Raw genomic sequence first — 25552 nt, forward strand, 5'->3', positions numbered from 1 at the left:
GCTATTGTCCTAGGATTTTTGTATTGAGTTGTGCTATATTTCCTTTGCCACCAACAGCCCAAATACCAGAGCCTTTGATACTAATGGCATGAAAAGCCGACTTATCTATCATTATCCATGTTTTACCAAAATCACTTGAAAAGGATGTCCCAGAAGGCCCTACAGCAATAAGTATTTTCTTTTTGTATAAGTCAACTCCTTCTTTGAGTCCAGAAGGAGTTGTTTGTTGAGCTAATTGCCAAGATTTTCCGCCATCTTGTGTTATGGCTACATTGGGTACGGCTTTTTCTACCTCTAAGTAATCGCCACCTACGGCTATACCATGCTGTTCGTCCCAAAACTTCATTCCAAATAATCCACTTGTTTTTCCCGCAGGAATAGGGGTATCGACGGCCACCCAATGCTGCCCCAAATCTTCGCTTTTAAAAACCCTTGCTATAGTAGTACCCCCCGTACAAATAAAAGCCTTTTGTTTGCCTACTGTTAGCATACTTGTACCCGAAGCAGCAAATGCAGCTTCGTTGGACTTACATAAAGCAAAATTGTCGGAAGCTATTCTATTCCATGTTTTTCCTGCATCGGTTGTTTTGAGGATATACCATCGGCTCTCAATAGGGTCAGAAAAAATAATTCCTTCATTTTTATTCCAGAAGTCAATACCATCAAAGAAAACACCCTTCTCTTGCGTCTCAAAAACTAGCGACCATGTAACACCACCATCAGCAGTACGATAAACCTTTGCCGCTCCTTCGCTGGCTTCTCCAGCACTAATAATCACAGCATGCTTACTATCGAAGGCATGAATATCTCTGAAATCAAGTTTTTCGGCTCCTGCCACAGTAAAAACCTCCCACTTTGCTCCTGCATCTGAGGTTTTAATAATTGTTCCTTTACTACCACTTGCCCAAACAGTCTTCTCAGTAACAGCATGAACCCCTCTAAAACTAGCCGATGTTGCTATATTCTGTGTAATCCACTGAGCTGTTGTATAATTCCAAGCCATTAGTAGGCCGACGATGCCAATAAGTTTTCTTGTCATAGCTACAAAATAAAATCCCCATTATGTAATATAATGGGGATTTTCAATAAAGTTTTTATAATTATCTGTTAATAATCACACGTTTGGTCAATTCAAAACCATCTGCTTCAAAGCGGAACAAATATGTTCCTTCTGGTTGGTTTTTCAAATCTACAACCAATTTACCTGTGATACTTGGTACTGTACCTGTATAAATCAAGCGACCAATAATATCGTAAATTGTGATAGATACTTTTTCCCAATTTTTCAATGTTTCAACTGTAAGAACACCATTGCTTGGGTTTGGATAGATTGAAAGACCTTTGAAGTCTGGGTCTTCTTGGAAATTAAATTGTTTTGAGAAATCAGTATAACAAACCAACGTATTCAACGGAGCAGGTACAGTATAAACTACTTTTCTACGAACCGAATAGTTACCATTGCGGTCAGCTTTTACAGATGCCAAAATTGAAGACAAAGGTGTTGTTTCACTTTCGTATTTCCATTCATAGTCTGTTCCATCAGGGAAATTCACTGCTTTTAAGGTAAAGGCTCCATCCGGTGCAATACTTGCTGTTGCAGCACTTGGGCTTTCTTTAATTGTAACTACGATTGGTGTTGAACGTGCCGACACACAACCATTAGCATCTTTAGAAGTAGCCGTGTATTGTCCAGAGATTTTAACATTATCTAAAATTTTAGATACTAAACCTGTATTCCAAGTAACCTCATGAGCAGGGACTGCAGTTGTTGCGATTAATTTTACGCTGTTTTCTTTCGCATAATTCGTAACATCTCTTGAACAGAAAGTTAATGGCCCTTCAGCAGATAACGTTGGGGCATCTGGCAATGGTAATACATTAATAGATACCGTGTCAGACAAAGGAGAAACACAGCCTCTTGGGTCAATCACACGAACAGCCGCTTTGGTAGTGACTTTGATTGTAATTGAGCGAGTAGAATCGGTAGTTGTCCATCTATATTTAGTAGCCTCACCACTAGCAAGGTTTGACGACTCCAATACAACACTTCTATCAGCACAGAATGTTACTTTACCATCGCCTTTTACTGTAATAGTTGGTTTGGCTGGCAAAGCATAAACAGTTACAAGAACAGCATCCGAAGATGGTGAAAGGCAGTTGTTTGTATCTCTTACAGCTACTGTGTATGAACCAGACTTAGTAATTTTAATCGACTTAGTTGTTTCTAAGGTACTCCAAATATACTTGCTTTGTGTCGATGAGGTTAAGTTTACATTAAATCCATCACAGAAAGCTAATGGGCCATCGGCAGAAACACTTGGTTTGGCAGGCAACGCATATACTGTAATTTGGGTAGTATCTGATGTTGGCGAAACACAACCACTTGTATCAATTACTTGAACAGCATATTTGCCAACAGTTCTAATCCCCTTTAAACTAGCTGTTGTAGCACCATTGTTCCACAAATATTTAAACCCTAAGCTTGAAGTAAGCGAAAGCGTATCTCCTTGGCAAATAGCAGCCCCTTTTTTAGAAGCGGTAATAGTTGGTTTAGCAGGAACTCTAAGTGCTTTCAGATTGACAGGCTCAGAAAGAAACGATTGACAACCCAGTCTGCTATCGAGTGTTCTTACTTGAATAGTAGCAGTTTTATTAAACTTTTTGATAAGACTTGTTGTACCCAAGCTATCTTGAACTACGCCATTCACAAACCATTGGTATTTTGCTACAAATCGAGAGCTATCTGCTTTTAGGCTAACAGATTTATCTTCACAAAATAGCGAGTCACCTGTGATAATTGGTTTGGTAGGTCTTTCATAAAATTGTGCATATACTGTATTTACAGCATAAACAGCTACATTAGGACATTCCTTTGAGCGTACAACAAGGTTATAATATCCTGGAATATCAACTGTAAGACGTGGGCTTCCTAAGCCAGCGGTAGTTGGGCTAAAATTGCCTGCAGCTCCATTTCTTTCCCAAGAATAAAGGTAAGCCGAATCATCTACAGTTGAATACAATTTTAAGCTATTGCCTTCACAAGTTTCTACATATTTGTCACTTCCATTGGCTTCGGCAATTACTATTGGTCTTTTTACAGGAGCTTTTAGGTAAGGCACATGAATTTGATTAGAAGGAGTACTTTCTTCTGAACCTACTTTACAAGTGGCATGAATATGCGTTTCGCTAGAAATTGTAAAGTATTTTGGGCTACCAGTACCCAAGTCAGCTCCATCGGAATTGTACCATTGAATTGTACCATTATCACAACCAGAAGCATTTACTAGCACTGTACTTCTTGGGTCATCAACATTTTCGTAACCGCAAACGATAACATTTGCATTACTGATTGATGGTGGACTTGGAGGTAATACCTTGGATACTTTAGGTTTGGCGTTTGCCAATTCCTCTCCTCCTATTAGCGACTCAGCCCATGAAGCCATAGGACTTGCCACCAATAAAACTAAAGCTAAAAGACTGTTGCGAGTAAGGGTGCTCATAAGTTATAAAGTATTTAAGAAACTGATTTTAGGTTAAGATTACTCATTACAAGTGAATTATCATAGCATAAATGACAAGCTAAAATTCACAAAATTGCAATTAGTTAGTCAAATACAGGGTAAATTTAAACTAAGATAAACGATATACCATACAAAACGCATTAAACTTTTTAAACGGCATCAATTCTTTTTTTGTACAATTATTTACTCAGATTTTCACAGAATATGCCTGTTTTTGTGGGTTTTTCTCTAGCTAGTCCGTGAATACTAGAGCATTATATTTTTAAATTTTAACAATCAGAGCTTTGCAATACATCAATTCACGATAGCAATATATTGTTTTAAAATGGAATTTCAGGAGAATATTCTCATTTTTTCGACAAACTTATGCGAATAGACTGCCTTTTGTTATAAGTTTTTTTTCACTCAAACTAATTATGACTCACTCCACACACCTAAGATAGGCTACTTTCTGGATATATCAATTAGTATATAACATAAACGATTATTGGTATTTTATATAACATTTTAAAATACTTTTGTATATTTGAACAAACATTAACCATTTAATATTTTTTATAATTATTTTAAGTACAACTACTTAGATAATCCTTTTAGAAATTATGAAAATCAGGAAGTTAGCATCTGCAAGCCAAGCTTTTAATTATCCACTACTCATCAAAAGTATTTTAGCGTACTCAACCAAAATTGAACCTGAAAGGGAAATTGTGTACCGAGACCTAATCCGCTATAATTACTTTACCTTAACCAAAAGGGTAAATAAACTAGCCAATGTACTTGAAAGCCTTGAGATAGATGGTGCTCAGACGATTGCTGTTCTTGATTATGATTCTCATAGATATTTAGAATGCTTTTTTGCCATTCCTATGACTGGCAATGTATTACATACTATTAACTGGCGTTTGTCGGCTGCCCAAATTTTGTATACAATTAATCATGCCGAAGATACCCTTATTATTTGTCATGCCGATTTCTTGCCTTTGCTAGAATCGATGGCTCAGGAAATGACAACTGTAAAAGGTATTATTGTTTGTACCGACGAACCAAGCTATAAAAGTAATAATACCCTAACGGTTTATGGTGAATATGAAAGTTTGCTTGCAAAAGTATCCGACGAGTTTGACTTCCCTGATTTTGATGAAAATGCTGTCGCTACTACTTTTTATACAACAGGTACAACAGGTAATCCTAAAGGCGTTTACTTTACCCATAGACAATTAGTATTACATACACTTTCTATTTGTTTTACTTTTAGTACCATCGACGGTGCGTGCCGATTCAACAACTCGGATGTGTATATGCCTCTTACGCCTATGTTTCATGTCCATGCCTGGGGATTCCCTTATGTAGCTACGCTATCAGGAGCCAAACAGGTGTATATTGGAAAGTTTGAGCCAGAGTCTGTTCTAAAATTTTTTATGAAGGAACAGCCTACATTTTCACATTGTGTACCCACTATTTTACAGATGTTTGTATCGCATCCTGCTACTCAAAACATAGATTTATCTAAATGGAAAGTAGTAATTGGTGGCTCGGCATTACCCAAGCCACTGGCAAAAGCTGCTTTACTAAGAGGTGTCGACGTTATTACGGGATATGGTATGTCCGAAACTTGCCCAATTGTTTCGACTGTTTATGTCAGTCCAGAAGAGCAACAAAATCTCGATATTGATTTTCAGGTAGAAGCACGCACACGCACAGGAACTCCCTCTGCTTTTGTGGATATTCGATTGGTAGACGAACAGGGCAATACAATTGCTCATAATGGCGAAGATGTTGGCGAAATTACTCTTAGAACGCCTTGGCTAACACAAGGATATTTTAAAGAAGCCGACAAGTCGGAAGACCTTTGGCGAGATGGTTGGTTGCATACAGGCGATGTTGCTTCGATGAATAAGGACAATTCACTCAAAATTTGTGATAGAATCAAAGACGTAATTAAGTCGGGAGGTGAATGGGTTAGTTCGATAGAGCTCGAAAATATGATTGGCTTGCACGAAGCCGTGCAGGAAGTAGCAGTAGTGAGTATTCCTGATGCCAAATGGGGCGAACGCCCGCATGCTCTGATTGTGACAAAGGATGGTAAAGCTATTTCTAAAGAAAGCTTGCATGCACACATGAAGCAGTTTGTAGATGCAGGCAAAATTACGCCTTGGACAGTTCCTGCATCGGTCAATTTTACATTGGTTATTCCCAAAACCTCGGTTGGAAAAATAGATAAAAAAGCCATTAGGGCATCTATCGATACCGTTTAGGTTCATATCGTTTTCAAAATGTTTTATATAAATGCTTGATTACTTAAACCTTGTTGGGATTCTCAGCAAGGTTTTTTATTACATTTACAGCATTGTTTTAAAACAACCTTAATCAACTTTGCTGAAAAACCCTTGTATCGTGCAAACAGACAAAAGCCAAAACGATTTATTTCCTATTTTTTTAAAGCTCAGCGAACTCAATGTATTGCTAGTGGGCGGTGGCAACGTTGGTTTAGAAAAACTCTCGGCAATGCTTATCAACAGCCCTCAGGCCAAAATCACAGTAGTTGCCAGCTTTATGAGCCAAGCTATTCAAGATTTTGCCAAGGATTTCCCTCTTATAACTTTGATAGAACGCCCTTTTGAGTTTTCGGACCTGAACCATCGTGATTTGGTGATTTTGGCAACCGATAACCCTGCCCTACATGCCAGTATCAAAAAAGTTACGGCCGAGCAACATATTCTTTGTAACGTAGCCGACACACCCGATTTGTGTGATTTTTATTTGGGCTCTATTGTTAGAAAAGGCGACCTCAAAATCGCTATTTCGACCAATGGAAAGTCGCCAACAATGGCCAAACGAATCCGTGAATTTTTAGATGATATTATTCCTGACAATATCCAAAGCCTCCTCGACAACCTTCGGGAAATTAGAAAATCTATTAAGGGCGATTTTCAAGAAAAAATACGTGTTCTTAATCAGATTACCGAAGAAATGGTAAAAAATAAACAAGAATAAAAGCTATAGGAAATCAAAAAACTTCAAGAAATCGTCTTTATAATTACGTCCAAGAGGTATTGTATATTTACCCAATAATACCTCATGGTCGTTGAATGAATCGATTTGTTCAATATTGATAGCAAAAGAGCGGTGTGTTCTTACCAATTTATCATAGTTGATACGTTCCAATACCCCATTAAGGGTTAAACGTAGCGTAAATTTTTTGTTGGTTGTAATAATATGAACATAATTATTGTCTGATTCCAAGAACAAAATATCACTCAAACGTACTTTAGTAAACTGATAACTTTGTTTGATAAAAATATGGTTATCTATCTGCAAAATAGCTTCTCTCGACGAGGCACTTTCTTTAGTGACATTGACATTAGGCAATACTTTTATATTGCGTACCTCTGCCCTTTTTTTAGCAAAATTATGAATAGCCAAATCAATAGCTATTCTTAGGTTTGATGAATTAATGGGTTTGGTCAGGTACGCCGAAGGGTGTGTTTCTTTGGCTCGCTCAAGTGTTTCTGTGTCGGACTGAGCTGTTAGGTAAATAATAGGTACAGGTTTTACCTGATTAATTTGTATAGCCGTGTCTATTCCATCCCATTTCCCTTTAATTTGAATATCTAGCAAGACCAAATCCACATTGTTTTCACGAAATAAGGCCAAAGCATCTAAACCATTATCGACCACCTCCAACACACCATATCCTTCATGTTCTAGTCTGGCGGCAAGGTCCATTCCTACAATAGCTTCATCTTCAACAATCAATATATTAAAGTTTGGCAAATCTGTTTTCATAATTTACTATCGTGTGCTAGTCTTAATCTCTTTCTAAACTGTAAAGTTGAGTTTATCGATTGACAAAACAAAAAGCCGTTCGATATTTCTATCAAACGGCTTCAAAATTTAATACCTATTTTGGATTACAAGTACTGGTTTACACCTACCGAGTTAAGGTCTTCAAAAGCCAACTTCAAACGGCTTACGAATGTGTCTTCACCTTTACGCAACCAAACACGTGGGTCATAATATTTTTTGTTTGGAGAATCATCGCCCTCAGGGTTACCGATTTGTCCTTGCAAATAACCTTCTTTTGCTTTGTAGTATCCAAGAATACCTTCCCAGAACGCCCATTGCAAATCGGTATCGATATTCATTTTGATAGCACCATAAGAGATTGCCTCACGGATTTCTTCACGAGAAGAACCCGAACCACCATGGAATACAAAGTTGATAGGCTTTTCAGCTTCCAAACCGTATTTTTCCTTGATAAAATCCTGAGAGTTTTTCAAGATAACAGGTTGCAATTTCACGTTACCAGGTTTATAAACCCCGTGTACGTTTCCAAAAGCAGCTGCAATAGTAAAACGGTGAGAGATTTTGCTCAATTCTTCATAAGCATAAGCTACTTCTGAAGGCTGAGTATATAATTTTGATGAATCAACATCCGAGTTATCAACACCATCTTCTTCGCCACCTGTAACACCTAATTCAATCTCTAGAGTCATGCCTAATTTTGACATTCTTTCAAGATACTTAGCACAGATTTCGATATTTTCGTGTAATGGTTCTTCAGAAAGGTCAATCATGTGCGATGAGAAAAGAGGCTTGCCATATTGAGCAAAGAATTTTTCGCCAGCATCCAAAAGACCGTCTAACCAAGGTAATAATTTCTTAGCACAGTGGTCAGTATGAAGAATAACTTGTACTCCATACACCTCAGCTAATTGATGTACGTGGTATGCACCAGAGATTGCACCAGCAATAGATGCCTCTTGCTTGCCATTCGGTAATGATTTACCTGCATAAAACTGAGCACCTCCATTAGAGAACTGAATGATTACAGGAGAGTTCACTGCTTTGGCAGCTTCCAACACACCATTAACAGTATCTGTACCGGTAACGTTTACGGCTGGTAAAGCAAATTGGTGTTTCTTGGCAATTTCGAAGAGTTCTTGCACTGCATCTCCATGCAATACACCTTTCTGAGTAGCTAAACTTGACATAGTGAAATTTTTTCTTGTTAAAAACGTAACCTACCTAATTTTACAATTAAATAGTATTCAAAATTAGTAATTTATACTTGTTTTGTACTACAAATGCAAAATATAATTTGGTTTTGAGCAAAAATTATAGAACTTATCTTTTTCCCCTAAAATTATATTATCATTGTACTATACTTATGGCTTGTGGTTTTGGGTATATAGTATACAAGCTCTGTATTGCACAAAAATACGAATCAATTCGGCATATTTAATGTTACAATTGCATCGAAATTTGAGAAGTTGTGTAAGATTTTGGCTAGTCTAATTTCTATTCCCTAATTTTGTCAGCAAAACAATCTTGGCTCTATTTCAATGCTTTAATGAGGGTTTGTTCAACTCTTCACGATATGTTACCAAAAGACTTTTTGGAGGTGCTTTGTCAAAAGCATTCCAAACCCAATACTTTCCCTCCTACATCAGCTGTAAAAGAACTTTTTACAGATATTATGATGACGCTTTTTCCCGAACAAACACAAAGACATTATGGGTGCTTGGACGAACTACAGGAGGCTTTTGACCAAATAGAACTACGTTTGACTAGATTGTTACGCTCAATGCAACAGCATCTGGACGACGACGCTCGTGGCTTGTCTAGCAAATATATACAAAAACTTCCTGAAATATATAGGATATTACTAACCGATATTCAAGCCATTTTATCGGGCGACCCAGCCGCCCAAAGCGAATATGAGGTTATTAGGGCTTATCCGGGTTTCTATGCTATTACGTTTTATCGGCTGGCTCATGGCTTGTACGAAATGGGTATTCCGATGCTTCCTCGTATTTTGACAGAATATGCTCACTCAAAAACAGGTATTGATATTCATCCAGGAGCAGATATCGACGAATACTTTATGATAGACCACGGTACGGGCGTTGTTGTAGGCGAAACCACCACAATTGGCAAGCATGTAAAGCTTTACCAAGGTGTAACGCTTGGGGCACTGTCGGTAAGTAAGGAAATGGCTTCGCTCAAAAGACACCCAACTATCGAAGACCATGTTGTGATTTATTCGGGAGCTACTATCCTTGGTGGCGAAACCGTTGTGGGGGCTAATTCCATTATTGGCGGGAATGTCTGGCTTACCCGTAGTGTGCCTCCTCAAACCAAAATATATCATCAGGAACAAGTAAAAATTTTACAATAAACCATTACAAAACTACGGCATAAGCTTATTATTCATATATACAAAATGGCAACATTACTAGATTTGGTTGGCAATACGCCACTGGTAGAATTAAATAGAATTAATCCTAACCCCCATGTAAAGATTTATGGAAAACTGGAAGGCAATAACCCAGGAGGATCGGTAAAAGACCGTGCAGCTCATGGTATGATCAAAGGAGCTTTAGAACGTGGCGAAATCACACCGGGTATCAAGCTTATCGAGGCTACATCTGGCAATACAGGTATTGCACTGGCTATGATTGCCCGTCTTTATGATATTGATATTGAATTGGTAATGCCCGAAAACTCTACCCGCGAAAGGGTACTTACGATGGAAGCATTTGGGGCCAAAGTAACCCTTACTCCTGCCAGTGTGGGTATCGAAGGTTCACGTGACTACGCCGAGGCCAAGGTAGCGGAAGGGGGCTACTTGATGCTTAATCAATTTGCTAACCCCGACAATTACTTGGCTCATTATAATACCACTGGCCCCGAAATTTGGCGAGACACACAACAATTGGTAACTCACTTTGTAAGCTCGATGGGTACTACTGGTACTATTATGGGTACTTCCAAGTATTTGAAAGAAGTAAATTCAGATATTCAGATTGTAGGTTGCCAGCCTACCGAGGGGGCTAAAATACCGGGAATAAGACGTTGGCCAACGGAGTATTTACCCAAAATATTTGACCCTAGTAGAGTAGATAGAATTATGGATATTTCGGAAGAAGAAGCTCGAACTATGGCCAATACGCTTGCCAAAGTAGAAGGTGTATTTGGAGGAATGAGTAGCGGTGGGGCTGTTTCGGCGGCTGTTAGATTGGCTCAGGAGCTAGAAAGTGGCGTTATTGTTTGTATTATTTGCGACCGTGGCGACAGGTATTTGTCTAGCGACTTGTTTGGAGCTTAGTAAGCTATAAGCGAATTAGTGATTATATTACCAGCGATCAATTATAGATATTCCTGATTGTCAAACACATAATCACTAATTCACCCTTTTGCTTTATCAAATAATCGTATAAACTTCAAATTCGTTTATCCATTAGCTCAGCTACTTACTTACGGAGTCCTTGTGCCTTCAGCGTCTCTCCTATTCGATTAACCATTGCAATTGATGCTTCTATTTCGTCTTTTCTAATTGCTACACTTTCTATATTAAAACCAAAAGGAACTCCTTTTTCGGCACAATAATGAATCAATTCTTCGGCAATTGTCATACACACCTCTACCGAACGTGCTAGTACATTCTCAGAAGTTTTAAATTCCTCTTTCAATGCTTCTGGAACATGAATGCCAAGCCATTCCATAAAATGAAGGGTTTTTAAAGAACCACAGGCTGTCAGTGTAAAAATAATAGTAGGAAGTGCTATTTCTTTGTGGACACACGTTTTTACCAAATCATCTATTACACGCTTGGCGTAGTCTACATTGAATACACATTGTGACACAAAATAACTTACCCCCGAGCTCATTTTATCCAAAATACGTTGGTCTTCATCATTCAAAACAGCATGACGCTCGGGAATCGTAACAGCCCCTATTACTGATGTATCTTGGTATTTACGCCAAATACTGTAGGCTTCTGACAAACTCGTGATAGGTTTAAAATCAGGAGCAGGTATACCTACAAATACAGGTGAAAAACCATGAGCAATAACATCATCGAGCCATAGCGTTAATTCTTCTTGCGTAAATTTCCCGGCGGGTCTATAGATAATTTTAGGAATATCGAGTGAATGTAGGTGTTCTTTGGCAAACTCAAAGGGGTCGTGAGCACTAATAAACGGAAAAGGCCTTTCTTCGCTTGTACGAGCCGATTCGTCTTGTACATCATATACCACCAAAGCATCAATATCGAGCGAATGTAAACGTACCAAGGTTTTTTCAGCAATCTCAACTACTTTCAGTGGTTCTACTTGTGCTTTGGGGGGTGTAATTCCATACAATAAGATACCCGACTCTTTCGACTTTATTTTATCTAAAAACATATATACTTTTGATGTTAGGCAACCCTATAATAAGATAGGTTACACAGAAATAAAAAACTGCTGAAAACCAAACGTTTATCATTACCATATTGGCTTTTTGGGCAAAAAAACTTACTGGGCTACAAAGGTAACATTTTTTTCATTTTTGTCAATCTTGCTCCAAAACGTCCAAACTCACCCTAAGAAATTGGTTGGGGGAGTGTTTTGAGGGATAATCGTGGTTTGTTCAAGCATTTATTAAGAACATTCCCCAAAATTTCGGAACTTTGTAAAAGACTTAACAAATAGGCGTTGAGTCATTTAAGAAAAACTAATATAATATGAGAATCCATCGCCCTTTGGCTGATGCCGTTGTTGGTACTTTACAAGAAATTTTTCTAAATAAGCGTCAAGCAGACCGTGCTATTGAATATGTGTTGAAATCGAACCGTAAATGGGGTAGCCGTGACCGTGCTTTTATTGCTGAAAATACCTACGAAGTCGTAAGATGGTGGCGTATGTTACATTATGTAATTGACGCACCTGATACCCTGAATAAATTTCACTTTTGGCAGGCTTTTGGAGCATGGCAGTTGCTAAAAGAACGCCATGCCAACTCAGAGGAATCATTATTTAGATTGCCTGATTGGACTGAGTTTTCAAAAGTAAGTATTCCAAAAGTATTTGCTCGATACGAAGAGGCTACAAAAATCAGAAAAGTTATTGAATCTGTTCCTGATTGGTTAGATGCCCTTGGCGAAGAGGAGTTAGGAGAAGAAAAATGGAATCACGAACTTCCTGCTCTTAATCAGCAAGCTCCTGTAGTACTAAGAGTAAATACACTGAAAACAAATAAAGAACACCTTCAGGATTTGTTGGGTGACGAAGACATTAATAGTGTGCTCAACAATGAGCTACCCGATGCTCTTATTTTGGAAGGTCGCCCGAATGTATTCAAAACTGAATTTTTCAAAGATGGGTTCTTTGAAGTACAGGATGCAGCCTCACAATTGGTAGCTCCATTTTTAGATGTAAAGGCTGGTATGCGTGTTATTGATGCCTGTGCAGGTGCTGGAGGCAAAACATTGCATATTGCGGCTTTGATGGAAAACAAAGGCCGTATTATTGCGATGGACGTTGAGGAACGCAAATTGCAAGAACTCCAAAAACGTGCTCGCCGTGCAGGAGCTATGAACCTCGAAACACGCCTTATTGAACCCAAAACTATCAAAAGGCTACAAGAAAGTGCCGACCGATTGTTATTAGATGTACCTTGCTCAGGCTTAGGTGTACTCAGAAGAAACCCTGATGCTAAATGGAAACTTACACCTGAGTTTATAGACGGCTTGCGTACAATTCAATACAATATTCTATCGCAGTATTCGACAATGTTGAAAAAAGGTGGAAAAATGGTATTTGCTACTTGTAGCTTATTACCTTCTGAAAGTGAAGCCCATGTTAAACGTTTCTTGGAAGAACAAGGCGACAAGTGGGAGTTGCTCGAAGAACGACGTACTTCGCCAGCAGACGAAGGATATGATGGTTTTTATATGGCTTGTTTATTGAAAAAATAAAACATATAGAGCCGTGGCATTGCTACGGCTCTATATGTTTTTACCATATTTTTTGTAAATCTTTAGCCAATTTTGCTGAAAACAGCTCCGCTCCTTCTTTATTCAAGTGCTGAGAATTATAAAACAGCGATTTCTTAAAGCATATTGAATCGTTGGTGTAATCTAAGAATGTGCAATTGTATTGTTTTTCAACACGATGGCACAGCCTCAAAAACGCTGTTTTATTTTTATAATATGGTTGTACCTCAAAATACTCAGGAGCGTACACCAACACTACTTTAATTCCTTCTTTCTGACAAAAATCAAGGTATCTTTCAAACGATTGCTCCACATCCTTTTCTATAGTATAACGAATTCCTTTGGGATATTTTTTCTTGAAAAGCTCAAACTGATTATCCCATGCTATATCATTTGCCTGATAACCTTTGTATTTCGAGGTTTTGGTAACGTGCGGATAGTCTACAAAATTTTTTAAACCCTCCCATACCAAATCCCAGTCATTAGCATATTTATACATCGGAATATAACATTGCGACCACGTAAAATTTCCTTGTAGCCTTTCAAAATTACGCTTTAACAAAGGCTCGTTCAAATAGGGCAAAAACTGCTGATAGTCTACAAGGTTTTTCCGTTTGGCAAAGCCATATACATCTACATTATGAATAATATATTGAGGTTTACGGTTATGTGCCAAATACAACTTAAATCGGGTTAACTGCATATCAAAACGCCAAGCCGATAACCCTAGGTTATAGGAATTTACCTGTAGTGTGGTATCTAAAATAAAGGGAGAAATATGGAATGCTGCACGAGAAGAGCCTGATACTAAAACGTCAGCATTAATTTTGCCTTGAAATAAATCGTTCCATTCAGCATAATTGGGGTGATGTGACTTTTTCAAACCTGTATCTACTGCAAATCCTAAAAAACTCAATACCAATACAGGCACACCAATAAGTAGGCTTATTTTAATCCAAAATTCTTTTAGCATATACCCTACTTATTTGATAATACCTTTGATAGTATATGCTTTTTTGTCTCCAAATACCAATTGTTGATAACCATCAATATAATAGTCGGTTAAGCTTCCTTTGTCAAAATAGGCATTCAATCGTCTTTCTGAACTGTACAGATAATTGGTGTCTGAAACCAGAGCGTCGAAAGCAACTATTACACCAGCTTTTTTCTTGATAATAATCGACTTTACTGTATTATGCTCGTTGGGTTTTAGTATATACCGAATCAGCGAGTCGCTTTCTTCAATCTGATAGCTATTAATAAAGGCAGGTTTGTTAATATCGGTTTGGACAAAAAACTCCAATTCTTTTTCCCAATCTTGAATAATTTTGGTCTGTGTATCGGTTGTATTTCCAGCCTTTACCGATTTAACTACCGAAGGCTTGCGTTGCGAGAGTTTTTTGATTTGAGTTTCAAAAGTCCCTTTTAGGTCAAAATATTTGAGATTGTTTTGCTCAACTTGCTGATGGCAAGATACCAATGAGAGCATTAAAAATAAACTAGCTAGAATGTTTTTCATAATACAAAATTAACAAAAAAGCCCCGCAAGCCGTTCCGTGCGAGGATTGATTTGACTATTTTCTTTTATTTAGTTGAAAAATACTTTCATCCATATTCAAGAGCTTTTTAATTGTAGTAAAAACACGTTATTTGACACCACACATCTCCTACCAGAAGTATCTCAGGATTTGATTATATTGAGGGCATAATCCCTCAACCAATGACATCTCAAAACCGACTTGTATCTGCCGATATCTACCGTGGCTTTGTCATGCTGCTTATGATGGCCGAAGTTCTTCATTTTGGCAAAGTTGCCGAAGCCCTTCCCGAAAGCTCATTTTGGGCATTTTTAGCCCATCATCAAGACCACGTTGAGTGGGTGGGCTGTTCGCTTCATGACCTGATACAGCCCTCCTTTTCATTTTTGGTAGGAGTAGTTTTGCCATATTCTATCGCTAGCCGCCTTACACAAGAACGAGGATTTAATCAAGCTTTTTTACATGCCCTCAAACGCTCACTTATACTTATTGTTTTAGGGATTTTCTTGCGTTCACAGTACAAAGCACAAACCTATTTTACCTTTGAAGATACCCTTAGTCAAATTGGTCTAGGTTATCCTTTTTTATTTTTATTGGCCTTTCGTTCTCAAAAAATACAAATCGCAAGTCTAGTAATACTATTAGTTGGCTATTGGCTGGCTTTTGCTTTGTATCCTCTTCCTGATGCCTATTTCAACTACGAAAATGCAGGTATTACAAAAGATTGGGAACATAACCTTACAGGATTTACGGCACATTGGAACAAAAATACAAACCTCGCATGGGCATTTGACCAGTGGTTTTTGAATATTTTCCCACGAGAAAAGCCATTCCAATTCAATGGAGGTGGATATACCACATTAAGCTTTATTCCTACACTTGGCACGATGATTTTAGGACTTCTGGCAGGCAATATTTTGAAGTCGACATCAGTAGCACAAGAGAAACTAAAGCACTTTGTCTTACTCGGAATAACAGGACTGGGACTAGGTATTATTCTGGATTTGTTGGGTATTTGCCCCAATGTAAAACGTATCTGGACACCAACATGGGTACTTTTTAGTGGCGGATGGTGTTTTTTACTTTTGGCATTTTTTTATTGGATTATCGACATCAAACAACATACTCGTTGGGCTTATGGCTTAAAAGTCATTGGGATGAACTCTATTGCAGCCTATTGCATCGCCGATGCGTTGGGTGTATATATCTCTAAATCGTTAACCATACATTTAGGCGAAAACTATGCAAATTTATTTGGCACGCCTTATCATTCACTTGTACATGGAGGAGCAATGTTATTGATTTACTGGCTGATTTTGAACTGGTTATATACAAATAAAATGTTTATCAAAATTTAAAAACTTCCTCAAAACCATAGAAAACAAAAATGACAGCGAAAGAGAAATCACTCTCGCTGTCATTTTTTGTACTATTACTACCAACCCACTACAACAAACTCACGCCTGTCATTTCTTTTGGCTGAGGTACACCAATCAACTCAAGGATAGTTGGAGCAATATCGCCCAATTTACCGTCTTTAATTGGTTTGGTATATTCATTGTCTACCAAAATACATGGTACTAAATTGGTAGAGTGAGCCGTATTTGGTGTTCCATCTTCATTAATCATAAAGTCGGCATTACCGTGGTCAGCAATAATAATAAAGCTATACCCATGTTTTAAGCCTGCTTCAACCACTGCCTGAGCACATTGGTCAACTGTTTCAACAGCTTTTACAACAGCCTCAAAAACACCAGTATGACCTACCATGTCGGGGTTGGCAAAGTTTAAACACACAAAGTCTACTTCTTCTTTTTCCAACTCAGGAATTAAGGCATCACGTAAATCACGAGCTGACATTTCTGGAGCTAAATCATACGTTGCTACTTTTGGTGAAGAACGAAGAATGTTGGTTTGACCAACAAAAGGCTCTTCACGGCCACCCGAGAAGAAAAATGTAACGTGAGGATATTTCTCTGTTTCGGCCATACGAATCTGTTTTTTACCAGCATTCTGTAAAACCTCTCCCAAAGTCATCACAATATTGCTATCGTCAAACACCACTTTTACACCTGTAAAAGACTTATCGTATTCTGTCATTGTTAAATAATACAACGACAATTTGGTCATGTCTTGTTCAGGGAAATCACGTTGTGTAAGGGCTTGTGTAATTTCACGGCCACGGTCGGTACGGAAATTAAAACAAAGTACCACATCGCCCTCAGCAATAGTTGCTACAGGAGCCCCATTTTCTTCAACAATAATAGGCTTGATAAACTCGTCGGTTACACCGGCTTCGTACGATGCCGAAATGGCAGCCAATAGGCCATCGGCACTTACTTTTTCGCCAGTACCTTTTACCATTGCATCATAAGCCAATTTGACACGCTCCCAGCGGTTGTCGCGGTCCATCGCAAAATAACGACCTGTTACAGAGGCAATTTTGGCACCTGTTGTAGCAATATGTGCTTGTAAGTCGGTTAAAAAGCCCAGCCCTGATTTAGGGTCGGTATCGCGGCCATCGGTAAACGCATGGATATATGTTTCGGACACCCCAGCAGTCTGAGAAGCCGTACAAAGAGCTTTCAAGTGATTGATATGCGAGTGAACCCCACCATTTGAGACCAAGCCAATAAAATGCACTTTTTTACCATGCTCTTTAGCATAAGCAAAAGCCTCGGCCAACACAGGTTCTTGTGCCAACGTATTTTCTTCAACAGCCTTGTTGATTCTTACCAAATTTTGATACACCACTCGTCCAGCACCCAAGTTCATGTGTCCCACTTCCGAATTACCCATTTGTCCAGCAGGCAAGCCTACTGCCAAACCAGATGCTTCTAGTTTGGAATGTGGATATTTTGGATACAACGAATCCATGAAAGGGGTTTTTGCGGCATCAATTGCCGACACCTCTGGCTTGGTAGCAATGCCCCAGCCATCCAAAATCATTAATACTACTTTCTTGTTCACGTATTTTTTGGTTAATTTGATTATATATAACGTAATTGGGTTGTTGTCAATTAAGTAATTATTTTGCCTAAAAGCTCTACACTCTTACTATCTTTTTCTATTTAATCAACATCAAAATCGCTCAAATCATTTTTCTTTTACCGATGATTCAGTATCAACTGACAAAAATCAGTCTTTGGGTTTGGCAAAATTCTTCTCGCCTGCTTCTATAGCAATCGGCAAATGATTCTCTTTGGGGGGAATCGGACAGCTAAATCCTTCGCTAAAAGCACAATAAGGATTATATAATTTATTAAAATCGAGCCTTATTTTTCCCGCTTGAATATCACCCATTTTGGCATCTAAATACCGTCCTCCACCATAAGTTTCTTTCCCCGAAGTTACATCTTTTAGAGGAATAAACAGATAGTCTTTGTACAGAGGAATCCTCATTAGGCTTAGGCTTCTATAAACGTTTAGTTGAAGCTTTTTCCCTTTCAATTCAAAGCTAATTTCGCCGTATTTGGTATATTCTTTCTGTTGGCCACTCGATGTTGGAAACATCAACACTTTTTTATCGGTCGAAGGTTTAAATATCCCTTCTATTTGATACAAAGAATCGGGTTCATAAAATCGTAAATAACCCAAATCTGCCTGTTTAAGAGGGCTTCGTTCTTCTTTCAGAAAAGCCGCCTGATAGTTTTTTCTGAAAGTATCTACAGAATCTTTCCAAGCCTGTCCAAAACTATTGACAGAAATACACAAGGCCATAATTACACTCCATTTTTTCATTCAAACGAGGATTAGCAATCTTTTTTCCACTATAATTCATGATTTCGTACCAAAAAGTCCAAAAACTCTTCGGCACAACGGCTTACAATTTGATACACATTTTCAAAATCTTCGTGCGTGCCATAATAAGGGTCTGGCACTTCGGGAATTGGAAATTCTTTGTGGTTGATAGGATAATCACGATTAGCGATTTGTACCTCAGGGTCAAACCTACGGTATAAAAAGCAAACCTCGTCGGGCTGATAAATACCATTGGCTCGATACGAAATCGACTGGATATTGTCCATATTGAAATTATCCATTCCAACGATATAATCAAATACAGAAAAGTCTTCGCCTGTTAATCGGCGGCATCTATGTGTTAAGTCTAGGCCATGATTAACGGCATTTTTGCGAGTACGGTGGTCGGGCAAATCGCCAATATGATAATTATGGGTTGCGGCCGAATCACATTGTATTACCCTTTGCAAATCTCTTTTTTTCACAGCTCTTCTAAAGGTTTCCTCTGCAATGGGCGAACGGCAAATATTGCCTGTACATACAAAAAGTACTTTTATCATAAATTTAATTTGTTCTTTTAAGGGCTTTGTTAGCATGGTGAACCTGCCAACCATGTTTCAGAATTATGGAATATTTGTTATTTTTCAACAGGTTGATTGTCTTCATCTACCAAGATATAGAGTTCTTCGGTAGGTTTTTTCATCAAATACTTTTCACGAGCATACTTTTCTATCAATTTAGGATTTCCTAAAACCTCCTCACGTTCACGTTCAACCTCCTTGAGTTTTTCTTGATAATATACTTTTTCGGCCTCCAAACGGCTTAATTCTCGGTACATTCGCCATTGGCTAAAGATGTCGTTTCCATCAAAAAACAACATCCAAAGAAACAGCCCACAAAACGAAAGGAAATAAAAGCGATATTTCGTAAAAAGAAGTTTGAGCATAATTGACAGAATACAATAAAGAATGTGTAACGATATACCCGTAAAATTATCTAATAAAAGGGACTTTTTGATAATTTATCGACTTGAAGCATTAAAAAAGGCTAGTAAGAAAAATCTTACCAGCCTTTTTATAAGTATTTCCAATTGAAATTAGAATGTCAAACCAGGGAAATAAGCGTTAGAGCCTAATTCTTCCTCGATACGAAGCAATTGGTTATATTTAGCCATACGGTCTGAACGAGAAGCCGAACCAGTTTTGATTTGGCCAGTGTTCAATGCTACCGCCAAGTCAGCGATTGTAGCATCTTCAGTTTCACCTGAACGGTGCGACATGATGTTTTTGTAAGAGTTACGTTTCGCCAAGTTGATAGTATCAATAGTTTCAGTCAAAGAACCGATTTGGTTTACTTTTACTAATACTGCGTTTGCTACACCTTGTTCGATACCCATTTGTAAACGTTTTACGTTTGTTACAAACAAGTCATCACCTACTAATTGAACTTTGTTGCCAATTAATTTAGTTTGCTCTTTCCAACCAGCCCAGTCATCTTCAGCCATACCGTCTTCGATAGAGATGATTGGATATTTGTCAGCCCAAGTTTTCCAGTAAGCAGCCATTTCTAAAGAATTCAACTGCTTGCCATCAGATTTCTTGAATGTATAAAGACCAGTTTCTTCGTTATAGAATTCAGAAGCAGCAGCATCCATAGCGATGAAGATTTCTTCACCTGGCTTATAACCTGCTTTTTCGATTGATTGCAATACGATTTCGATAGCTTCCTCATTCGACTTGATGTTTGGAGCAAAACCACCTTCGTCACCTACGTTTGTAGAATAACCTTTAGATTTCAATACACCCTTCAAAGCATGGAACACCTCAGTACCCATACGCAAAGCGTGAGAGAAAGACTCAGCTTTAGCAGGCATTACCATGAACTCTTGGAAGTCGATAGAGTTGTCAGCGTGTGAACCACCATTCAAGATGTTCATCATTGGTACAGGCAAAGTGTTTGCGTTAGTACCACCTACATAACGGTAAAGAGACAAACCTGATTCTTGAGCAGCTGCTTTTGCTACTGCCAAAGATACACCCAAGATAGCGTTTGCACCCAACTTACCTTTATTGGCAGTTCCGTCGAGTTCAATCATCAACTTGTCGATAAGGTTTTGCTCAGTCACCTCGATACCCAAAATTTCGGCAGCGATAGCTTCGTTAACGTTCTCAACGGCTTTCAAAACACCTTTTCCTACGTAAACAGATTTATCGTCGTCACGTAATTCAACAGCCTCGTGAATACCTGTTGATGCACCTGATGGTACAGCAGCACGGCCAAACGCACCTGCTTCGGTACGAATATCTACTTCAACTGTTGGATTTCCACGTGAATCCAAGATTTGTCTTGCATGAACATACTGAATAGCACTCATTTTTTGTAATTTTTGTTTTTGGTTAAAAAAACTCTTGATTTTAGGGGAAAAAAACTCTGGTTGTATTACCCAGAATTAATAGACTCGTAAGTTCGTCAAAATTTCCGCTTTCAACCCACTTAAAAGAAATAAATTTCATACAAAAATAAGTGTTTTTTCAAGATTACTTGTACTTTTCTAATTCTTTCACAATCTATTAATGTCAATGCACAAAAAAATGAAAAATAATATTTTTAAAATTATATTATCGGCAGTTATTTATTTGGGATTTCATAGCTTTGGCACTGCACAAGTTTTGCCTGTAGATGATTTTGAGAAAAAATATTCTGAATCACCACAAGCTCAGCTTATCGATGTACGCACATCGGGCGAATATGGAGGTGGTCATTTGCCCAAAGCTCAGAATATGGATGTCCGTAGTGCCGATTTTCAGCAAAAAATCCAGAGCCTCGACAAAACCAAGCCCTTGTTTGTATATTGCCTATCAGGAGGGCGTAGTGCTGCCGCCAGCGAAATATTGCGTAAAAATGGGTTTACCCAAGTGTACGATTTGCAAGGTGGATATTTGAAATGGACAAGCAAAAACAAACCTGTCGAAAATACTCAGGCACAAACAAATACCAAAGAGATTTCGGAGGCTGAACTCAATACTATTTTACAAAAACACCCACTGGTAATTCTTGACTTTTTTGCTCCATGGTGCGGCCCTTGTGTCAAAATGATGCCTGCTGTAGAAAAGCTTTCCGAAGAATTTAAGGGCAAAGTATTATTCTTGAAGGTTGATGCCGATGCCAATCGCAGTATTATGGCACAATACCATATCGACGAAATTCCAACATTTTTGGTCTTTAAGAATGGCAAACAACAAATGCGTTCTATTGGGTATCAAGAAGAAAAGGCTTTGAAAGAAATGATTACCAAATACCAGTAAGTATTGGGGCTGTTGAATGGTTTTTCATTGATAATACAGCTATTTTGTCGGCAATCTCAATGCCAAAATAGCATTGCTTTCATCCCAGTTTAATTTAATGTAGCATATCCCAAACGCCACAGAAAATTCTTTGTGGCGTTTGGGATGGATAAAGGCTATTTTTTACAAACAAACATACTCACATAATTGGGCGAGCTTGAGGTTATTTGTTTGAGTTTAAATTCTATTCCATCATCCTGCAATACATTCTCTGCAATATCTTTGAGCTTATTAGCCACTTTGATTTCTGAAAGTTCGTGTCGTATTTGACAAGACGATACCTTCAATGCCGTTTTTTTATCGGTAGTTAATGGACTCACAGCTACCTGATAGGCAGTTTTATCTCGTAGCGTTTCGGCAAGGTCTTCTGCTATATTCCGCTTAGGGTTTTCATAGAATATTTCTATTTTGAAAGGCTCTGTTGTAACAGCCAAAGCTTTGTGTTTTTTCTTGGGCACAGATACATTAGCTATTTCGCTAGCTGATGCCTTATTAGGGTTCATAATCGATGACACACCCGACACTACCCCTAGTATAACTGTAACCCACATAAATAGGCGAATCGTTTTGATTATCTCGGGCCGAGGTCTGGGTCTATTACTCTCTTTGAACAATAAGAAATAAGACAATATAAAAGCAATTGCACTTAGGCCAGTAACGCCATATTTGAGAAATGAACCCAGTTCGGTAATGTTAATTTGCAAAAGCATGGTTAGGAATTTAGCTTGTTGGATTGTTCCTTAAAAATGTTCGTAGCCAGGTGAAGTCAATTTCACTAAAGTTCCCGACTTCATCATCATCTGAGCCCCTTCTACTTCCTTGGTGATGTATCCAATAAAACTTACATCCGACATATTTTTGATTTTCTCATAGTCTTCTTGTTTCACTGTAAACAACAACTCATAGTCCTCTCCCCCATTCAAAGCCGCTGTCATTGGGCTAAAGTTCATTTCGGTTGCCGTTAAATAAGTTTGGTCGTCGATTGGTATTTTATCTTCAAAAATCACCGCTCCTACACCCGAATTTTTACAAATATGCAAAAGCTCGGAAGCCAAACCATCCGACACATCTATCATAGAGGTAGGTACAACCCCCAAATCACGAAGCTCGTGTACAATGTCCATTCTAGCCTCAGGTTTTAGCTGACGCTGCACCACATAATCTTTATCTTTGAGTTCGGGTTGCATATTAGGGTTGGCCATAAATACCTGCTTTTCTCTTTCCAACGACTGTAGACCCATCAGGGCTGCACCCAAATCGCCCGACACACAAATAATATCACTAACCTTGGCGGTATTACGATACACAATTTGGTCATCGTTGGCTGTGCCCAACACGGTAATCGAAATAGCCAGCCCACCTCTCGACGACGACGTATCACCACCAATCAAATCAATATTATATTCCTGACAAGCTACCTTTATCCCAGCATATAGCTCGTCGATTGCCTCTACCGAAAAGCGATTGCTCAAACCCAAACTTACCGTAATTTGCTTAGGAATACCATTCATCGCTGCAATATCAGACACATTCACCGCAACCGACTTATAGCCAAGATGCCTTAAAGGCGTATAAGCCAAGTCAAAATGTACACCTTCCATCAACAAATCTGTTGATATAAGCAATTTTTTACCCTCTGTATCTACTACAGCCGCATCGTCTCCTATTCCCTTAATGGTTTCTTTCTGTGTAATAGGAAAATTAGATTCAATTCTTTTGATTAAACCAAATTCACCTATTGTACTTAATTCTGTTCTTGTTTCCATACCACAAAGTTAATCAGTGTTTTAGTGATGTACAATTTTTGTGTAAAACAAGCTGATATTACACAAAAAAGCCGTTCTTTATTACAAGAACGGCCTAGGGTTGTTTGATTTAGCTTGGTTTAAGGATTTACTAACTGGTAGTTAGCAATAGTATTGCTAGCTTTGATATATGGTGTTGCGGTTTCTAGGGTAACTGCAGTAGTAGTTACCGAGCCCACGATTTTATAAGTCATTGTACCTGAAGTTCCTGTGGGTGCACCCGATGCACTTGTCAATCCCGAAATAGTTAAAGTTTGGTTATCAGACGAAATGGACCACGTCCCTGTAAAAGTAATACCATCTTTTTCGGTCAATTTAGCGGCTGTTTTGCTAGTTAAATCCAATTTATAATTGGCATATCCAGGGATTTTCTGAGACGTTGCCGTTTTATCATATACAACATCAGCTCCTTCCTTAACTACTTTTGCAGACCATATTTTAGTTAATTTTTCTTCAACCGAGGGTTCTTTATCCGAGCCTTTACACCCCGAAAGTATCCACGCCATGGCAAAAAGCATAGGTAAGAATGATAATATTTTTTTCATAACAATAAGAATTTTTAAAATTATTTGATAAAAATAGATAAAATAAATTGAATTCAACAAACCGAAAGTGAAAATTTGCGTCATACAACTACCAATCCCAATTTCTATGTTAAATGATTATACTAAATCCCAATTAGCCCTTCGGAATGGACAAGATCGAGAGGAAATTTGGGTTGCCTTTCAAGGTAATATTTATGATGTAAGCCCATCGCGTTTATGGAAAAACGGGAAACATTACGAACATTGGGCAGGCCAAGACCTTACTAGCGAATTAGCCGATGCACCACATTCAGAAAAGGTTTTTGCCAAATTTGCCATTGTGGGCAGATTGATTTAGCCTCAAGCATTTTTCTATAAGACTGTTTTTTACCTCAAAAGGTTGTTTGACTTCAAAATAAACTACTATATGATATTGATTGCAGACAGTGGCTCGACCAAAACCGACTGGAGAACAATCTCTTCGGACGGCCAGATAGCCCAGTTTAAAACCATCGGTTTTAATCCTTATTACCAAGACACAACGTCGATTGCCGACGAGCTTCGCTCAACGCTTGCACCTAAAATTACCAATACAATTACGGCCATTCATTTTTATGGTACAGGGGTTACCAATCTTGAAAAAGGGCAAATCATCAAAGATGCTCTAGCACTTGTATTTCCAGCAGCAACTGATATTCAGGTAAACAACGATATGTTAGCGGCAGCACGAGCTTTGGCTGGCCAAGATACTGGCATTGTATGTATTTTGGGAACAGGTTCAAATTCGTGCTTTTATGATGGCTACCAAATTGCTCATCAAATTCCGCCACTGGGTTTTTGGCTTGGCGACGAAGGTAGTGGTGGGTATCTTGGCAAACAATTGATGTTAAGTTATCTTCATAAAGAAATGCCACAAGAACTAAGAGAAAAATTTGAGAAGCGATTTGGTGCCAAAGACCGCCTCGAAATTCTGGATAATGCTTATCACAAACCGTTTCCAAATCGTTATTTTGCTTCATTCTCAAAATTTCTTTTCGACAATCGCTCACATCCATTTGCTTATTTGTTGGTATATCAATCTTTTGAAGCATTTTTCGATAAGTATTTGCTAAAATATACTGACTGTCAGCAATATAAAATTCATTTTACAGGCTCTGTGGCCTTTTATTATTCCGATATTTTGAGGCGTGTAGCTACCGAAAAAGGCTGTACAGTAGGAATTATTATGGAAAGCCCAATTGCAGGCTTAACCCTTTTCCATCAATCTGTTCAAAGCATACAATAGCATAATTCATTTATTAAATAGAATGAATTTTACC

24 protein-coding genes are annotated in these 25552 nt (G+C 38.3%); 9 read left to right on the top strand and 15 right to left on the bottom strand.

Going from position 1 to position 25552, the window contains the following annotated elements; all coding sequences use genetic code 11:
• Window position 1: 1 nt before the first annotated feature.
• Window positions 2–1039: a WD40/YVTN/BNR-like repeat-containing protein gene (locus tag FLEMA_RS0126605; RefSeq protein WP_026997826.1), complete on the bottom strand. Its 1038-nt coding sequence runs from the start codon at window positions 1037–1039 to the stop codon at window positions 2–4.
• 61 nt (window positions 1040–1100) lie between these two features.
• On the bottom strand, window positions 1101–3500 hold the full coding sequence (locus FLEMA_RS70155; RefSeq protein ID WP_081681334.1) for a T9SS type A sorting domain-containing protein: 2400 nt from the start codon (window positions 3498–3500) through the stop codon (window positions 1101–1103).
• Between the two features lie 623 nt (window positions 3501–4123).
• On the opposite strand from FLEMA_RS70155, the gene FLEMA_RS70160 reads away from it, so the two are divergent.
• Together FLEMA_RS70160 and FLEMA_RS70165 are read left to right on the top strand one after the other, a co-directional pair.
• Window positions 4124–5776: a fatty acid--CoA ligase gene (locus FLEMA_RS70160; RefSeq protein WP_144080114.1), complete on the top strand. Its 1653-nt coding sequence runs from the start codon at window positions 4124–4126 to the stop codon at window positions 5774–5776.
• A 139-nt stretch (window positions 5777–5915) separates the two neighbouring features.
• A complete protein-coding gene (locus tag FLEMA_RS70165) occupies window positions 5916–6515 on the top strand; it encodes a precorrin-2 dehydrogenase/sirohydrochlorin ferrochelatase family protein (RefSeq protein WP_310587222.1) in 600 nt (199 codons plus the stop codon).
• A 3-nt stretch (window positions 6516–6518) separates the two neighbouring features.
• On the opposite strand, the gene FLEMA_RS0126740 is transcribed toward FLEMA_RS70165, so the two are convergent.
• On the bottom strand, window positions 6519–7307 hold the full coding sequence (locus tag FLEMA_RS0126740) for a LytR/AlgR family response regulator transcription factor (protein WP_026996192.1): 789 nt from the start codon (window positions 7305–7307) through the stop codon (window positions 6519–6521).
• Window positions 7308–7432: 125 nt separating this feature from the next.
• Complete coding sequence (gene fbaA, locus FLEMA_RS0126750; protein ID WP_026996193.1) at window positions 7433–8515, bottom strand: class II fructose-bisphosphate aldolase; 1083 nt, start codon at window positions 8513–8515, stop codon at window positions 7433–7435.
• Window positions 8516–8901: 386 nt separating this feature from the next.
• Between fbaA and FLEMA_RS70170 the strand changes: the two genes are divergently transcribed.
• Together FLEMA_RS70170 and cysM are read left to right on the top strand one after the other, a co-directional pair.
• Window positions 8902–9702, top strand: coding sequence for a serine O-acetyltransferase (locus FLEMA_RS70170; protein WP_044171996.1), 801 nt, complete (start codon window positions 8902–8904; stop codon window positions 9700–9702).
• Window positions 9703–9747: 45 nt separating this feature from the next.
• Window positions 9748–10632 carry a cysteine synthase CysM gene (gene cysM / locus FLEMA_RS70175; protein WP_044171998.1) on the top strand — a complete coding sequence of 295 codons (885 nt, stop codon included), beginning with the start codon at window positions 9748–9750 and terminating at the stop codon, window positions 10630–10632.
• Window positions 10633–10777: 145 nt separating this feature from the next.
• On the opposite strand, the gene FLEMA_RS70180 is transcribed toward cysM, so the two are convergent.
• Window positions 10778–11710 carry a methylenetetrahydrofolate reductase gene (locus tag FLEMA_RS70180; RefSeq protein ID WP_044171999.1) on the bottom strand — a complete coding sequence of 311 codons (933 nt, stop codon included), beginning with the start codon at window positions 11708–11710 and terminating at the stop codon, window positions 10778–10780.
• Between the two features lie 320 nt (window positions 11711–12030).
• On the opposite strand from FLEMA_RS70180, the gene FLEMA_RS70185 reads away from it, so the two are divergent.
• Window positions 12031–13263: an RsmB/NOP family class I SAM-dependent RNA methyltransferase gene (locus FLEMA_RS70185; RefSeq protein WP_044172001.1), complete on the top strand. Its 1233-nt coding sequence runs from the start codon at window positions 12031–12033 to the stop codon at window positions 13261–13263.
• A 40-nt stretch (window positions 13264–13303) separates the two neighbouring features.
• Here the strand turns inward: FLEMA_RS70185 and FLEMA_RS0126840 are convergent, their stop codons facing one another.
• Entirely contained in the window at window positions 13304–14254 is a 951-nt protein-coding gene (locus tag FLEMA_RS0126840; protein WP_026996196.1) for a hypothetical protein, read from the bottom strand.
• A 9-nt stretch (window positions 14255–14263) separates the two neighbouring features.
• Window positions 14264–14800, bottom strand: coding sequence for a hypothetical protein (locus FLEMA_RS70190; RefSeq protein ID WP_052354121.1), 537 nt, complete (start codon window positions 14798–14800; stop codon window positions 14264–14266).
• A gap of 201 nt (window positions 14801–15001) precedes the next feature.
• Here FLEMA_RS70190 and FLEMA_RS70195 point away from each other — a divergent pair, with 201 nt between their 5' ends.
• Window positions 15002–16177 carry an acyltransferase family protein gene (locus tag FLEMA_RS70195; RefSeq protein WP_044172002.1) on the top strand — a complete coding sequence of 392 codons (1176 nt, stop codon included), beginning with the start codon at window positions 15002–15004 and terminating at the stop codon, window positions 16175–16177.
• An 88-nt stretch (window positions 16178–16265) separates the two neighbouring features.
• Here FLEMA_RS70195 and gpmI read toward each other — a convergent pair whose 3' ends face one another.
• From gpmI to eno, 5 genes are all read right to left on the bottom strand, one after another.
• Window positions 16266–17789 (bottom strand): 2,3-bisphosphoglycerate-independent phosphoglycerate mutase, encoded by a 1524-nt coding sequence (gene gpmI, locus FLEMA_RS0126890; RefSeq protein ID WP_026997827.1) that lies wholly within the window; start codon window positions 17787–17789, stop codon window positions 16266–16268.
• A gap of 168 nt (window positions 17790–17957) precedes the next feature.
• On the bottom strand, window positions 17958–18560 hold the full coding sequence (locus tag FLEMA_RS0126900; RefSeq protein WP_026996198.1) for a DUF1684 domain-containing protein: 603 nt from the start codon (window positions 18558–18560) through the stop codon (window positions 17958–17960).
• A gap of 29 nt (window positions 18561–18589) precedes the next feature.
• Complete coding sequence (locus tag FLEMA_RS0126905) at window positions 18590–19120, bottom strand: low molecular weight protein-tyrosine-phosphatase (protein ID WP_026996199.1); 531 nt, start codon at window positions 19118–19120, stop codon at window positions 18590–18592.
• Window positions 19121–19197: 77 nt separating this feature from the next.
• Complete coding sequence (locus tag FLEMA_RS0126915) at window positions 19198–19506, bottom strand: FtsB family cell division protein (protein WP_026997828.1); 309 nt, start codon at window positions 19504–19506, stop codon at window positions 19198–19200.
• 150 nt (window positions 19507–19656) lie between these two features.
• Window positions 19657–20934: a phosphopyruvate hydratase gene (gene eno, locus FLEMA_RS0126930; protein WP_026996200.1), complete on the bottom strand. Its 1278-nt coding sequence runs from the start codon at window positions 20932–20934 to the stop codon at window positions 19657–19659.
• 217 nt (window positions 20935–21151) lie between these two features.
• Here eno and trxA point away from each other — a divergent pair, with 217 nt between their 5' ends.
• The gene (trxA, locus tag FLEMA_RS70200; protein WP_044174800.1) at window positions 21152–21865 is read left to right on the top strand and encodes a thioredoxin; all 714 of its coding nucleotides are present in this window, start codon (window positions 21152–21154) and stop codon (window positions 21863–21865) included.
• Between the two features lie 155 nt (window positions 21866–22020).
• Here the strand turns inward: trxA and FLEMA_RS0126965 are convergent, their stop codons facing one another.
• The 3 genes from FLEMA_RS0126965 to FLEMA_RS70205 all read right to left on the bottom strand — a co-directional run bounded on the left by FLEMA_RS0126965 (window position 22021) and on the right by FLEMA_RS70205 (window position 24254).
• Complete coding sequence (locus tag FLEMA_RS0126965; RefSeq protein WP_026996202.1) at window positions 22021–22614, bottom strand: hypothetical protein; 594 nt, start codon at window positions 22612–22614, stop codon at window positions 22021–22023.
• A gap of 30 nt (window positions 22615–22644) precedes the next feature.
• On the bottom strand, window positions 22645–23670 hold the full coding sequence (thiL, locus tag FLEMA_RS0126975; protein WP_026997829.1) for a thiamine-phosphate kinase: 1026 nt from the start codon (window positions 23668–23670) through the stop codon (window positions 22645–22647).
• A gap of 119 nt (window positions 23671–23789) precedes the next feature.
• On the bottom strand, window positions 23790–24254 hold the full coding sequence (locus FLEMA_RS70205) for a hypothetical protein (protein ID WP_144080115.1): 465 nt from the start codon (window positions 24252–24254) through the stop codon (window positions 23790–23792).
• A gap of 106 nt (window positions 24255–24360) precedes the next feature.
• Between FLEMA_RS70205 and FLEMA_RS70210 the strand changes: the two genes are divergently transcribed.
• The gene (locus FLEMA_RS70210) at window positions 24361–24591 is read left to right on the top strand and encodes a cytochrome b5 domain-containing protein (protein WP_044172004.1); all 231 of its coding nucleotides are present in this window, start codon (window positions 24361–24363) and stop codon (window positions 24589–24591) included.
• A gap of 69 nt (window positions 24592–24660) precedes the next feature.
• Window positions 24661–25518, top strand: coding sequence for an N-acetylglucosamine kinase (locus FLEMA_RS70215; RefSeq protein WP_044172005.1), 858 nt, complete (start codon window positions 24661–24663; stop codon window positions 25516–25518).
• Window positions 25519–25552 lie beyond the last annotated feature (34 nt).

This window comes from Flectobacillus major DSM 103, from assembly GCF_000427405.1.
Lineage (GTDB): Bacteria > Bacteroidota > Bacteroidia > Cytophagales > Spirosomataceae > Flectobacillus > Flectobacillus major.